This is a genomic window from Nocardioides stalactiti (genome assembly GCF_014180715.1).
GTDB classification, from domain to species: domain Bacteria; phylum Actinomycetota; class Actinomycetes; order Propionibacteriales; family Nocardioidaceae; genus Nocardioides; species Nocardioides stalactiti.
Genome location: NZ_JACEFC010000014.1, coordinates 1 through 13,039 on the forward strand (window position 1 = coordinate 1; position 13,039 = coordinate 13,039).

The 13,039-nt window shown below is 70.2% G+C and carries 11 protein-coding genes and 1 pseudogene; 9 read left to right on the top strand and 3 right to left on the bottom strand.

Annotation, left to right across the window (positions count from 1 at the left end; all coding sequences use genetic code 11):
• From H0487_RS04540 to H0487_RS04580, 9 genes are all read left to right on the top strand, one after another.
• Window positions 1-709, top strand: a 709-nt coding sequence (locus tag H0487_RS04540) for a molybdopterin-dependent oxidoreductase (protein ID WP_183093045.1), incomplete at its 5' end; no start/stop codon positions are given.
• Window positions 706-2,037, top strand: a complete 1,332-nt coding sequence (gene nuoH, locus H0487_RS04545) for an NADH-quinone oxidoreductase subunit NuoH (protein ID WP_183093046.1) — start codon at window positions 706-708, stop codon at window positions 2,035-2,037. The genes H0487_RS04540 and nuoH, both read left to right, overlap by 4 nt.
• Entirely contained in the window at window positions 2,030-2,614 is a 585-nt protein-coding gene (gene nuoI / locus H0487_RS04550; protein WP_183093047.1) for an NADH-quinone oxidoreductase subunit NuoI, read from the top strand. The genes nuoH and nuoI overlap by 8 nt, the downstream gene beginning before the upstream one ends.
• On the top strand, window positions 2,611-3,429 hold the full coding sequence (locus H0487_RS04555; protein WP_183093048.1) for an NADH-quinone oxidoreductase subunit J: 819 nt from the start codon (window positions 2,611-2,613) through the stop codon (window positions 3,427-3,429). The genes nuoI and H0487_RS04555 overlap by 4 nt, the downstream gene beginning before the upstream one ends.
• Before the next feature lie 5 nt (window positions 3,430-3,434).
• Window positions 3,435-3,725, top strand: coding sequence for an NADH-quinone oxidoreductase subunit NuoK (gene nuoK, locus H0487_RS04560; protein WP_220793085.1), 291 nt, complete (start codon window positions 3,435-3,437; stop codon window positions 3,723-3,725).
• A 35-nt stretch (window positions 3,726-3,760) separates the two neighbouring features.
• Window positions 3,761-5,713, top strand: coding sequence for an NADH-quinone oxidoreductase subunit L (nuoL, locus tag H0487_RS04565; protein ID WP_183093091.1), 1,953 nt, complete (start codon window positions 3,761-3,763; stop codon window positions 5,711-5,713).
• The gene (locus H0487_RS04570) at window positions 5,713-7,239 is read left to right on the top strand and encodes an NADH-quinone oxidoreductase subunit M (RefSeq protein ID WP_183093050.1); all 1,527 of its coding nucleotides are present in this window, start codon (window positions 5,713-5,715) and stop codon (window positions 7,237-7,239) included. The genes nuoL and H0487_RS04570 overlap by 1 nt, the downstream gene beginning before the upstream one ends.
• On the top strand, window positions 7,239-8,834 hold the full coding sequence (gene nuoN / locus H0487_RS04575; RefSeq protein ID WP_183093051.1) for an NADH-quinone oxidoreductase subunit NuoN: 1,596 nt from the start codon (window positions 7,239-7,241) through the stop codon (window positions 8,832-8,834). Before H0487_RS04570 ends, nuoN begins: the two co-directional genes overlap by 1 nt.
• Window positions 8,831-9,853 (top strand): polyprenyl synthetase family protein, encoded by a 1,023-nt coding sequence (locus H0487_RS04580; protein WP_312855820.1) that lies wholly within the window; start codon window positions 8,831-8,833, stop codon window positions 9,851-9,853. The genes nuoN and H0487_RS04580 overlap by 4 nt, the downstream gene beginning before the upstream one ends.
• On the opposite strand, the gene rarD is transcribed toward H0487_RS04580, so the two are convergent.
• From rarD to H0487_RS23200, 3 genes and pseudogenes are all read right to left on the bottom strand, one after another.
• On the bottom strand, window positions 9,837-10,775 hold the full coding sequence (gene rarD, locus H0487_RS04585) for an EamA family transporter RarD (protein ID WP_183093052.1): 939 nt from the start codon (window positions 10,773-10,775) through the stop codon (window positions 9,837-9,839). The two genes, H0487_RS04580 and rarD, sit on opposite strands and share 17 nt — an antisense overlap.
• A gap of 71 nt (window positions 10,776-10,846) precedes the next feature.
• The gene (locus H0487_RS04590) at window positions 10,847-11,863 is read right to left on the bottom strand and encodes a 2-oxoacid:ferredoxin oxidoreductase subunit beta (protein ID WP_183093053.1); all 1,017 of its coding nucleotides are present in this window, start codon (window positions 11,861-11,863) and stop codon (window positions 10,847-10,849) included.
• Window positions 11,860-13,039: pseudogene (locus tag H0487_RS23200) on the bottom strand (2-oxoacid:acceptor oxidoreductase subunit alpha); the annotation flags it as partial. The gene H0487_RS04590 and the pseudogene H0487_RS23200, both read right to left, overlap by 4 nt.

Sequence of the window (13,039 nt, forward strand, 5' to 3'; positions counted from 1 at the left end):
CCTCAGCGGACTGCTCGTCGCCGGGGTCGACCCCGCCGACACCGCCGACCCGGCCGCCACCCGCGCCGCGATCGCCGCGGCCGGCTTCGTCGTGGCCCTCGACCTCCGGTCCACCGAGGTGACCGCGGTCGCCGACGTCGTCCTCCCGGTCGCACCGGTCACCGACAAGGCGGGGACGTTCGTCAACTGGGAGGGCCGGGTCCGCCCCTTCGAGGCGGCGCTCGGCAACCCCGCGTCCCTGCCCGACCTGCGGATCCTCTCCGGGGTCGCGGCCGAGCTCGGCACGCCGCTCGGCTTCCGCACGGTCGCCGAGGTCCGCGCCGAGATGGCGCAGCTCGGTCCGTGGGACGGCGATCGCGCCGGTCTCGCCGCGGCGGTCGTCGCGGGCACCCCGCTGCCCGGCGGCGACGGGCTCCGGCTCGCCACCTGGAAGCAGTCGGTCGACAACGGCCGGATGCAGGACGGCGACAAGTACCTCAAGGCCACCGCGCGCACGCCGGTCGCGCTGGTCGGCAAGGACGTCTACGACGCCTGCGGCCCGACCGTCACCCTCACCGGTGACCGCGGGTCAGTGACGCTCCCGGCGGAGGTCGGCGACGACCTGGTCGCCGGGGTGGTGTGGGTGCCGGCGAACTCGTTCGGCGCCGGCGTGCTGAGCGACCTCGCCTCACCCGGCAGCCGGGTACGAGTCCAGGGAGGAAACGCATGATCGCCAACCTCGTCCCGCTCGCGGCGGAGACCGACGAGCTGCCGGCGTTCGGCAACGACGTCTGGTGGATCATCGGCATCAAGACCCTGCTGGTGTTCCTGGTCCTGGTCCTGCTGACGCTCTTCAACATCTGGTGGGAGCGCCGGGTCGTGGCCCGGATGCAGCACCGGATCGGTCCCAACGTCCACGGCCCGTTCGGTCTTCTGCAGTCCCTGGCCGACGGCGTGAAGCTGGCCCTCAAGGAGGACCTGACGCCGAAGGCCGCCGACAAGCTGGTCTTCATCCTCGCGCCCGTGATCGCGGTGATCCCGGCGTTCGTCACCTTCGCGGTGATCCCGTTCGGCCCCGAGGTCAACATGTTCGGCGAGCGGACGCCGCTCCAGCTGACGGACATGCCCGTCGCGGTCCTCTTCGTGATGGCGATCGCCTCGATCGGCATCTACGGCATCGTGCTCGGCGGTTGGTCGTCGGGCTCGACGTACTCGCTGCTCGGTGGCCTCCGCTCGAGCGCCCAGATGATCTCCTACGAGGTCGCGATGGGCCTCGCCCTCGTCTCGGTCTTCATGTACGCCGGCTCGATGTCGACGAGCGAGATCGTCGCCGCCCAGGACGACTACTGGTTCGGCTTGATCCTGCTGCCGTCGTTCGTCATCTACACGATCGCGATGGTCGGCGAGACCAACCGCGCGCCGTTCGACCTCCCCGAGGCCGAGGGCGAGCTGGTCGGTGGCTTCCACACCGAGTACTCCTCGCTGAAGTTCGCGCTGTTCTTCCTCGCCGAGTACATCAACATGGCGACGGTCTCGGCGCTGGCCACGACGCTGTTCCTCGGCGGCTGGCACGCCCCGTTCTGGATCGACGAGTTCTGGCCCGGCGCCAACGAGGGCTACTGGCCGGTGCTGTGGTTCTTCGGCAAGGTCCTCTTCTTCATCTTCCTCTTCATCTGGCTGCGCGGGTCGTTGCCGCGGCTGCGCTACGACCAGTTCATGGCGTTCGGCTGGAAGCGGCTCATCCCGATCTCCCTGGTGTGGATCGTCGCCGTCGCCACGATGCGGGTGGCGCGGGAGGACCTCGAGTTCGATCGCCAGACCGCGATGATCGCGGCGGGCGTCCTGCTCGTCGTGTTCCTGCTGCTGTTCCTCGTGCCGGAGAGCAAGAAGGACGAGGACACCACCACCCTGGTGGCGCCGCGCAGGGGCGGCTTCCCGACCCCGCCGATGCCCGCCGGCGGCGCGGTGCGCGGAGCGGCGCAGCCGCTGGTCTTCGCCGCCAACGACCCGATCACCACCCCGAGCACCAGCGACCGCCCGGAGGCGAACGATGGCTGACAAGTCCCCAGCGACCCCGTCGCTGAAGGAGCAGTTCTGGGACCCGGTCGCCGGGTTCGGCGTGACCTTCCGGACGATGTTCCGCAAGGTCGTCACCGAGCAGTACCCCAAGGAGAAGCTGCCGACCGCTCCGCGGTTCCACGGCCGGCACCAGCTCAACCGCTGGCCCGACGGCCTGGAGAAGTGCATCGGCTGCGAGCTGTGCGCCTGGGCCTGCCCCGCCGACGCGATCTACGTCGAGGGCGCGTCCAACTCCGACGAGCCCGATGCCGACGGCAACAGCCAGCGGTTCTCGCCGGGCGAGCGCTACGGCCGCGTCTACCAGATCAACTACCTGCGCTGCATCCTCTGCGGCCTGTGCATCGAGGCCTGCCCGACGCGCGCGCTCACGATGACCAACGAGTACGAGCTCGCCGACGACAACCGTCGCGACCTGATCTACGAGAAGAACGACCTCCTCGCTCCGCTGCTGCCGGGCATGGAGCAGCCGCCGCACGCGATGCTGCTCGGCGACGACGAGAAGGACTACTACCGCGGCGAGTACAAGCAGGCGCCGACCGGAGGTGAGCCGGCATGACCGCCTTCTGGGTGCTCGCCCCGATCATGGTGCTGGCCGCGCTCGGCATCCTCTTCGTGCGCAAGGCCGTGCACGCCGCGCTGCTGCTCGCCGTCGTGATGATCAGCCTCGCGGTGCTGTACGCCGTGCTCGAGGCGCCGTTCCTCTTCGCGGTGCAGATCATCGTCTACACCGGCGCGATCCTGATGCTGTTCCTCTTCGTGCTGATGCTCGTCGGAGTCGACGCGTCGGACTCCCTGGTCGAGACGATCAAGGGCCAGCGCGTCCTGGCCTGGCTGACCGGCCTCGCGTTCGCGGTCGTCGTGGTGGTCGGCCTGGGCCAGATCACCTTCGGCACCGCCGTGGGTCTCGACGGTGAGGGCGGCGCCAACGAGGGCGGCAACATCCAGGCCCTCGCCAACCTGCTCTTCTCCCGCTACGTGTTCGCCTTCGAGGTGACCAGCGCGCTGCTCATCACCGCCGCCGTCGGCGCCATGGTGCTCGCGCACCGGGAGCGGCTCACGCCCAAGGAGACCCAGGCCGACATCGCGGCCCGCCGGGTCCGCGACTTCAGCGAGAAGGGCGTCCACCTCGGGCCGCTGCCGCCTCCGGGTGTCTACGCACGCCACAACGCGGTCGACACCCCGGCCCTGCTGCCCGACGGCAGCCCCGCGCCGGCGTCGGTCTCGCGGGTCCTCGCGGCTCGCGGCACCGTCCGGGTCGCGGCCGACCTCGCCGACGACATCGCGCCGATCGCGGGCCAGATCGAGCGGCCTGAGGACGCAAGCGATCGCAACCACAGTGTGCGAGGCAAGGGAATGAGGGACCACAAGTGAGCCTCATGCCGTACGTCATCCTGTCCGCGATCCTGTTCACGATCGGTGCGATCGGGGTCCTGACCCGGCGCAACGCCATCGTGGTCTTCATGTGCGTCGAGCTCATGCTCAACGCCTGCAACCTCGCGTTCGTCGCCTTCGCCCACCAGCACGGCAACCTCGACGGTCAGATCGCCGCCTTCTTCGTGATGGTGGTGGCCGCAGCCGAGGTCGTGATCGGGCTCGCGATCATCATGACCATCTTCCGGACCCGTCGGTCGGCCTCGGTCGACGACGCCAGCCTGCTGAAGTTCTGAGGGGACCCCTGGTGTCAACGACTTCTCACGTCCTGATGGCCGCCGCCGCCGAGGCCGAGCACCACGTCCCCGTGGTCGCTCCGGTCGAGGCCGACGGCGTCTTCTCCCTGCTCTGGCTGATCATCGCGCTGCCGCTGCTCGGTGCCGCGGTCCTGCTCCTCGGTGGTCGGTTCACCGACAAGTGGGGCCACCTGCTCGGCACCGCGATGCCGGTCGGCTCCTTCGTCCTCAGCCTGGTCTCGTTCTTCACCCTGCTCGGGCGTGACGACGAGGAGCGCCAGGTCGCCCAGCACCTGTACGACTGGATCCAGGTCGGCGGCCTCGACGTCGGGATGGACCTGCTCTACGACCCGCTGTCGGCGCTGTTCCTGCTGCTGATCACCGGTGTCGGCTCGCTGATCCACGTCTACTCGATCGGCTACATGGCGCACGACCCGCGCCGCCGCCGCTTCTTCGGCTACCTCAACCTGTTCGTCGCCGCGATGCTCATGCTGATCCTGGCCGAGAACTACGTCGGCCTGTTCCTCGGCTGGGAGGGCGTCGGCCTCGCTTCGTACCTGCTCATCGGCTTCTGGCAGCACAAGCCGTCGGCAGCCGCTGCCGCCAAGAAGGCGTTCGTCATCAACCGGGTCGGCGACATGGGGATGGCGCTCGCGATCTTCCTGCTCTTCGTCACCTTCGGCTCGACGTCGTTCACCGAGATCAGCGTCGGCGTCCAGGCCGGCACCACGGTCGGTGTCTCCGGCCTCGACACGACGCTCAACTGGATCGGCGTACTGCTCCTCATCGGCGCCTGCGGCAAGTCGGCCCAGGTGCCGCTCCAGGCCTGGCTCCTCGACGCGATGGAGGGCCCGACCCCGGTGTCGGCCCTCATCCACGCGGCGACCATGGTCACCGCCGGCGTCTACCTGATCACCCGCTCGAACTTCATCTTCGAGAACGCCCCGCACGCGCAGACCGCCGTCGTGGCAGTCGCCACCGTCACGCTGCTGTGGGGCGCGATCCTCGGGTGCGCGAAGGACGACATCAAGAAGGGCCTCGCCGGCTCCACGATGAGCCAGATCGGCTACATGATGCTCGGCGCCGGCCTCGGCGTCGCGGGCTACGCCTTCGCGATCTTCCACCTGCTGACCCACGGCTTCTTCAAGGCCAACATGTTCCTCGGCGCCGGCTCCGTCATGCACGCGATGGACGACGACGTCGACATGCGTCACTACGGCGGTCTCCAGAAGCTGCTGCCCGTCACGTTCCTGACCTTCGCGATGGGCTACCTCGCGATCATCGGGTTCCCGGGCTTCTCGGGCTTCTGGTCCAAGGACAAGATCATCGAGGTCGCGCTCACCGAGAACCTGTTCGTCGGCATCTGTGCGCTGCTCGGTGCGGGCATCACCGGCTTCTACATGACCCGGATGATGTTCCTGACCTTCTTCACCAAGCCGCGCTGGGAGAAGGGTGTGCACCCGCACGAGTCCCCGTGGGTCATGACCGTCCCGCTGATCGTGCTGGCGGCGCTCTCGGTGCTCGGCGGCCTGATGCTGGCCGGCAACTGGATCGTCGACTTCCTCAGCCCCGTGGTCGGCCACGTCGAGCACGAGGAGCCGCCGCTCCCCGCGATCGTGATCACCCTGATCGTCGTCGCGGTCGTCGGCATCGGGGTCGGGCTCGCGTTCCTCCTCGTCCAGAAGCGTGACGTCCCGCGCGAGGCTCCGAAGGACGTGTCGTTCGTGGTCAAGGCCGCTCGTGCCGACCTGTACGGCGACGCGATCAACGACGCCCTCGTCGTCCGGCCGGGCGGCCACCTGGTCACCGCGCTCGTCGCGACCGATCGGACCGTCGTCGACGGTGCCTTCATGGGCGGGTCGACCACGCTCGGTGGCGTGGGCCAAGCCCTGCGCAGGCTCCAGACGGGCTACGTCCGTTCCTACGCGTTGTCCGTCCTCGGGGGCGCGCTGCTCCTCGTCCTGATCCTGGTGGCGGTGAACCTCTGATGTTGAGCACCCTGATCCTGCTGCCCCTCGTGGGCGCGGTCGTCGTGGCTCTGGCCCCGAAGTCGCTGAGCAAGCTGCTCGGAGCGGGCATCGCTGCGGCGACGCTGGTGGTCGGCGTCGTGGCGGCGTTCTCCTACGACCTCGACAAGGGGATGCAGCTCGAGGAGACCTACACCTGGATCGAGGCCTTCGGCGTCCACTACGCCCTCGGCCTCGACGGGCTCGGCCTGCTCATGGTGCTGCTGACCGTCGCCCTGGTGCCGTTGGTGCTCGCCGCCGAGTGGTTCACCGCCGACGACCCCGAGGGTGGCGGCGCCCGTGCCTTCGTGGCGTGGACGCTAGCGCTCGAGGGGCTCTCCCTCGCGGTCTTCTGTGCCACCGACGTGTTCCTCTTCTACGTCGTCTTCGAGGCGACTCTCATCCCCGCCTACTTCCTGGTCGGTGGCTTCGGCCGCGCGGGCCGGGGCGCAGCGGCGACCAAGTTCCTGATGTTCCAGCTCGCCGGTGGTCTGGTGCTGCTGGCCTCGGTCATCGGTCTCTACGTCGTCTCGGCCGAGCAGGGCGAGCCGTCGTACCTGCTCAGCGACCTGGCCGCTCTCGACATCTCGACCGACGCCGGACGGTGGCTCTTCATCGGGTTCTTCGTCGCGTTCGCGGTCAAGGCGCCGCTGTTCCCGGTCCACACCTGGCTGGCCGACACGACCGAGAAGGCCACCCCCGGCACGTCCGTGCTGCTCGTGTGCGTGCTCGACAAGATCGGCACCTTCGGGATGCTGCGCTTCTGCCTGGGGATCTTCCCGGAGGCCTCGGAGTGGGCGACCCCGGTCGTCATCACCCTGGCCCTGATCTCGATCGTCTACGGCGCGCTCGTCGCGATCGGGCAGGACGACGTCCTGCGCCTCATCGGTCTGACCTCGCTGAGCCACTTCGGCTTCATCGTGCTCGGCATCTTCGCGATGTCGAGCCAGGGCGGCACGGGCGCGATCCTCTACATGGTCAACCACGGCATCGGCACCGCCGCGCTGTTCCTCGTCGCGGGCTACGTCTACCACCGTCGTGGCACGACGCTGATCAGCGAGATGGGTGGCATCGAGAAGGCGACCCCGGTCCTGGCCGGGCTGTTCCTCGTCGCCGGTCTCGCGACCCTGGGCCTGCCTGGCCTGAGCCCGTTCGTGTCGGAGTTCCTGGTGCTGCTCTCGGCGTTCGACTACGCCTGGTACGTCGGCGCGATCGCCGTCACCGGCATCGTGCTCGCGGCGATGTACGTGCTCTGGATGTATCAGCGCACCTTCACCGGCCCGACGCCCGCCGCCGTGGAGGGCACGGCCGACGTGGATGCCCGGGAGATCGGTGCCGTCGCCCCGCTGATGCTGGCGCTGGTCCTCTTCGGCTTCTACCCGGCGCCGCTGCTCGACGTCGCCAACCCGTTCACCGAGTCGCTGCTCGCCCACGTCGGTGTCGAGGACGAGGCGCCCGACGTACCACCGTCAGACGAGACCCACGCCGAGACGGAGGGTGACCACTGATGCCCGAGTTCACCAAGCCGGATCTCGAGTACTTCGAGCTTCTCCCGCTGTTCATCGTCTTCGGCGCCGCGTGCGTCGGGGTCCTGGTCGAGGCGTTCCTCCCGCGGGAGAGCCGCCGCCTCCCGCAGGTCCTGGTCACCCTGCTCGGCCTGGTCGGGGCGCTCGTCGCGACCGTCTGGGTCGCGGCCGACATCGTGGTGCACGACGACGGGGCGGCCCGCGGTGTCGTGGGCGCCGAGGGCAGTGTCGTCGTCGACGGTCCCTCGCTGTACCTCTGGGGCCTGATCCTCGTCTTCGGCATCCTCGGGACCGGGCTGTTCGCCGAGCGCCGGCTCGAGGGTGGCCTGTCCGCGTTCGCCGGCCAGGCGGCCGCGCTGCCCGGCACCGAGGCCGAGCGCCAGGCGTCGGCCAAGGGCCTGGACCACACCGAGGTCTATCCGCTGCTGCTGTTCGCGATCGGCGGCATGCTCCTCTTCCCGGCGTCGGGTGACCTGCTCACCATGTTCGTCGCGCTCGAGGTGCTCTCGCTCCCGCTCTACCTGCTCTGCGGCCTGGCCCGGCGTCGGCGCCTGCTGAGCCAGGAAGCGGCCCTGAAGTACTTCCTGCTGGGCGCGTTCTCCTCCGGCTTCTTCCTGTACGGCGCCGCGCTCGTCTACGGCTACGCCGGCACGGTGTCCCTCGCCGGCATCGACCAGGCGGTCCGGGCCGGCACGGCCGACCACGGCCTGCTGCTGGCCGGGATCGCGCTGCTCGCCGTCGGCCTGCTCTTCAAGGTGGGGGCCGCGCCGTTCCAGGCCTGGACGCCCGACGTCTACCAGGGCGCCCCGACCGCCGTGACCGCATTCATGTCCGCGGCGACCAAGGCGGCCGCGTTCGGGGCCGTGCTGCGCCTGTTCTACGTGGCCTTCGACGCCGAGCGTTGGAGCTGGCAGCCCATGCTGGCCGTCGTCGCGGTCATCACCATGCTCCTCGGTGGCGCGCTCGCGATCGTCCAGACCGACGTCAAGCGGATGCTCGCCTACTCGGCGGTCGCCCACACCGGTTTCCTGCTGACGGGCGTCATCGGCGCCCAGGGCGCCGGAGACCTGGCCGAGGGTCAGTACTCGTCCCTCGAGGGCGTGCTCTTCTACCTGACGACCTACGGCTTCGCCTCGGTCGGTGCGTTCGCGCTCGTCACCCTCGTGCGCGACGCCGGGGGTGAGGCCACCGGCTTCGGCGCCTGGACCGGGCTCGGGAAGCGCTCACCAGTGGTCGCCGGGGTCTTCGCGTTCTTCCTGCTCTCCATGGCCGGCATCCCCCTCACCGCGGGCTTCGTCGGCAAGTGGGCGGTCTTCACGTCGGCGATGTCGGCCGGCTTCTGGCCCGTCGTGCTGGTCGCGATCGCGTCGAGCATCATCGCGGTCTACTTCTACATCCGGCACATCCAGCTGATGTTCTTCACCGCGCCGGAGCCCGACGGCACCGCCGCTGTCAGCGAGGCCTCGCTGCTCACCGTCGGCACGGTCGCGGTCTGCCTCGCGGCGACGGTCGTCCTCGGCGTTGTGCCGGGGCCGGTGCTCACCCTGGTCGAGCGTGCGGGAGACTTCATCAGGTGAGCACTGAATCCTCGGGGGGCCCCAGCCCAGCCGAGCTGGCCCTCCCGATCACCGACGACGCTCTCGCCGCGCGCCTTCGCGAGCGGATGACAGCCGTCGAGGGGGCACTGTTCGAGCACGCCAGCAGTCGCGCGCCCTACGTGACCGAGGCGGCCCGGCACCTGCTCGCCGCAGGCGGCAAGCGGTTCCGTCCGCTGCTCGTGCTGCTCGCCGCCGAGGCGGGCGACCGACCGGACGCCGAGGAGGTGAGGACGGCGGCGTGCGTCGTCGAGATCACCCACGTCGGCTCGCTCTACCACGACGACGTCATGGACGAGGCCGCGCTGCGCCGCGGCGCCGACTCGGCCAACTCGCGCTACGACAACCTGGTCGCGATCCTCACCGGCGACTGGCTGTTCGCGAAGTCCTCCGAGCTCACCTCCCTCCTCGGTCCCGAGGCGGTCCGGATCCAGGCCGAGACGTTCACCCGCCTGGTCGAGGGCCAGATCCTCGAGACCGTCGAGCCGGGTCCGGGTGAGGACCCGCTCGCCCACTACCTCGAGGTCGTGGCCGGCAAGACCGGGTCCCTCATCGCGACCTCGGCGCGCTACGGCGCGATGTTCGGTGGTGCGTCGCCGGAGGTGGTCGCCGCCCTCACCGCGTACGGCGAGCTCGTCGGGACCGCGTTCCAGCTCTCCGACGACATCCTCGACATCGCCTCCGAGTCGGTGGAGTCGGGCAAGACGCCCGGCACCGACCTGCGCGAGGGCGTGCCCACGCTGCCGGTCCTCATGGCCCAGGCGTCCACCGACCCGGCCGACGCGCGGCTCCTCGAGCTGCTCGCCGCCGACCTCTCTGACGACGCCCTCCACGCCGAGGCGCTCGACCTGCTGCGCAAGCACCCGGCGCTGGACGAGGCGCGAGCCTACGTCGTCGCGCGCGCCCAGGAGGCGAAGCGGCTGCTCGAGGTGCTCCCGGAGGGCTCGGTGCGCAGTGCTCTCGAGGCCTTCGCCGACGTCGTCGCTACCCGGACGGCGTAGCGGCCGCAGCGGCGGGCTCCGGCGGCATCGCGAGCACGGCGAGCGCCTGCCGGCGCCGGTCGCGCACGGCGTCCCAGGTGAACACCGACAGCGCTAGCCAGACCAGCCCGAAGCCGACCCAGCGGCCGGTGGGCATGTGCTCGCCGAGCACCGTGATGCCGAGCCCGAACTGGAGGACCGGGGCGAGGTACTGGAGCAGGCCCAGGGAGGTCATCGACATCCGGGTCGCGGCGCCGCCGAACAGCAGGAGCGGGATCGCCGTCACGACGCCGCTCGAGATCAGCAGCAGGACGTGACCCACGCCCTCGCTCGCGAAGTGGGCGCCGCCGGAGGTCCCCAGCCAGGCGAGGAAGACCAGCGCGAACGGCGCGATCACCGCGGTCTCGAAGGCGAGGCTCTCGATGGCGCCGACGCCCGCGGTCTTCTTCGCGAGGCCGTAGGTGCCGAACGAGAACGCCAGGACGAGGGCGACCCACGGCGGGCGGCCGTAGTCCCAGGTCAGTACCGCGACCGCGATGAACCCGATAGCCAGTGCGGACCACTGGGCGGGTCGCAGGCGCTCGCCGAGGATCAGGACGCCCATGAGGACGGTGACGAGCGGGTTGATGAAGTAGCCGAGCGAGGTCTCGACCACGCGGCCCGAGGTGACGCCGTAGATGTAGGTGCCCCAGTTGGCGGTGATGGTGGCCGCCGCGACCAGCAGCAGCAGCGCCGTCCGGCGGTCGCGCGCCAGCGCCAGGAGCGCGGCACGGCGCCGGAGCGCGACCACGAGCACGACCATCACCAGCGCGGACCACACGATCCGGTGCGCGAGGATCTCGACCGGGCCGCTCGGCTTCAGCAGGGGGAAGTAGAGCGGGAAGGCTCCCCACAGGCCGTAGGCGCAGATCCCGAAGAGGAAACCGCGCCGCGACTCTGACATGTCACGAGCGTAGGGCTCGTACGGTCATGACGCCAACTGGTTCACGATCCGCGCCCCGCGGGCGCGACTCCTCAGCCGCCGACGTTCCAGGTGTCGCCCGCGTTGATGAGTCGGGTGAGCCGCTCGGTGGGCGTCCCCTCGACCGCGGCCTTGGACTGGTCGACCTGCGCCCGGGCGAGGTCGTCGTACGTCGGCCGCTCGACCTGGCGGAAGATGCCGATCGGGATCGGGCCGCCCAGCCCGAGGGGGCCGGCCGTGTCGCCGAGGCGCGAGACAGCGAACTGGTCGGCCGGGTCGGCTGCGGTGGGGTCGTGGGCCCAGGTGCGGCCGCCGGCGGTGACCTCGGTGCCGGGCTCGAGGCGCAGCAGGTGGGTGTCGGCCTCGGGGCCCTTGATCGCGTCGAACGCACCGTCGTTGAAGATCGGGCAGTTCTGGTAGATCTCGACCAGCGAGGTGCCGCGGTGGGCGGCGGCGGCGGAGAGGACCGCGGTGAGGTGCTTGCGGTCGCTGTCGATGGTGCGGGCCACGAAGGTCGCCTCGGCGCCGAGCGCGAGCGAGATCGGGTTGAAGGGGTGGTCCAGGGACCCCATCGGGCTGGTCTTGGTGACCTTGCCGACCTCGGAGGTGGGGGAGTACTGGCCCTTGGTGAGGCCGTAGATCCGGTTGTTGAACAGCAGGATCGTCATGTTGACGTTGCGGCGCAGCGCGTGGATCAGGTGGTTGCCGCCGATGGAGAGGGCGTCGCCGTCGCCGGTGACGACCCAGACGTTGAGGTCGGCCCGGGCAGTGGCGATGCCGGTCGCGATCGACGGCGCCCGGCCGTGGATCGAGTGCATGCCGTAGGTGTCGAGGTAGTACGGGAACCGGCTGGAGCAGCCGATGCCGGACACGAAGACGATGTTCTCGCGGCGCAGCCCGAGGTCGGGCAGGAAGGACTGCACGGCCTTGAGGACGGCGTAGTCACCGCACCCGGGGCACCAGCGGACCTCCTGGTCGCTGGTGAACTCCTTGCCGGTCTGGGGCCCGTCGGCGGCGGGGACCAGCTCGGTCCCGGTGCGCAGGGACGGCGTACCAATATCGATGCTCATGACAGCGGTGCCTCTTCGTGGTCAGCAGGCGGGTTGAGTCCGTGCTCGCCCAGGTCGACGTCGATGCCCTCGGCCTGGCCGACGAGCTGGCCGATGGCCTCGGCGAGCTCGGCTGCCTTGAGGGGGAGCCCGCGGACGTGGTTGTAGCCGATCCCGTCGACGAGGTACTCGGCGCGGAGCAGCTTGCTCAGCTGGCCGAGGTTCATCTCGGGGACGAGGACCTTGTCGTAGCGGGCGAGGATCTCGCCGAGGTCGCGGGGGAACGGGTTGAGGTGGCGCAGGTGCACCTGGGCCACGTGGTAGCCGGCGCGGCGTACGCGGCGGCAGGCCGCGCCGATCGGGCCGTAGGTCGAGCCCCAGCCGATGACCAGGACCTTCGCCTCACCGGACGGGTCGTCGACCTCGAGCGGGGGCAGCGACTTGGCGATGGCCTGGATCTTGGCCTGCCGGGTCCGGACCATGAAGTCGTGGTTGGCGGGGTCGTAGGAGATGTTCCCGTGACCGTCGCCCTTCTCCAGTCCGCCGATCCGGTGCTCCAGGCCTGCGGTGCCCGGGACGGCCCACGGTCGGGCGAGGGTCTCCTCGTCGCGCAGGTAGGGCCAGAACTCGTCGGGCTCGCCGTCCTCGCTCTTCTTGGAGACGTGGTTCGGGCCAGTGGCGAAGGCCGGGTCGATGAGGGGCAGGTCGTCGACGTCGGGGATCATCCACGGCTCGGAGCCGTTGGCGAGGTAGCCGTCGGAGAGCAGCATGACCGGGGTGCGGTAGGTGATCGCGATCCGGGCGGCCTCGACCGCGGCGGCGAAGCAGTCACCGGGGGACTGCGGCGCGACGATCGGGACGGGGGCCTCGCCGTTGCGGCCGTACATGGCCTGGAGGAGGTCGGCCTGCTCGGTCTTGGTGGGCAGGCCGGTCGAGGGCCCGCCGCGCTGGACGTCGACGATGAGGAGCGGGAGCTCGGTCATCACCGCGAGGCCGATGGCCTCGGACTTCAGCGCGATGCCGGGGCCCGAGGTGGTGGTGACACCCAGGGAGCCGGCGAACGCGGCGCCGATCGCGGCGCCGACGCCGGCGATCTCGTCCTCGGCCTGCAGCGTGGTCACGCCGAAGGACTTGTGCTTGCTCAGCTCGTGGAGGATGTCGGTGGCCGGCGTGATCGGGTAGGACCCGAGGGACACC

Coding starts and splice junctions, on each gene's coding strand:
- nuoH (WP_183093046.1), top strand. CDS start 706: ATGATCGCCAACCTCGTCCCGCTCGCGGCGGAGACCGACGAGCTGCCG.
- nuoI (WP_183093047.1), top strand. CDS start 2,030: ATGGCTGACAAGTCCCCAGCGACCCCGTCGCTGAAGGAGCAGTTCTGG.
- H0487_RS04555 (WP_183093048.1), top strand. CDS start 2,611: ATGACCGCCTTCTGGGTGCTCGCCCCGATCATGGTGCTGGCCGCGCTC.
- nuoK (WP_220793085.1), top strand. CDS start 3,435: ATGCCGTACGTCATCCTGTCCGCGATCCTGTTCACGATCGGTGCGATC.
- nuoL (WP_183093091.1), top strand. CDS start 3,761: ATGGCCGCCGCCGCCGAGGCCGAGCACCACGTCCCCGTGGTCGCTCCG.
- H0487_RS04570 (WP_183093050.1), top strand. CDS start 5,713: ATGTTGAGCACCCTGATCCTGCTGCCCCTCGTGGGCGCGGTCGTCGTG.
- nuoN (WP_183093051.1), top strand. CDS start 7,239: ATGCCCGAGTTCACCAAGCCGGATCTCGAGTACTTCGAGCTTCTCCCG.
- rarD (WP_183093052.1), bottom strand. CDS start 10,775: ATGTCAGAGTCGCGGCGCGGTTTCCTCTTCGGGATCTGCGCCTACGGC.
- H0487_RS04590 (WP_183093053.1), bottom strand. CDS start 11,863: ATGAGCATCGATATTGGTACGCCGTCCCTGCGCACCGGGACCGAGCTG.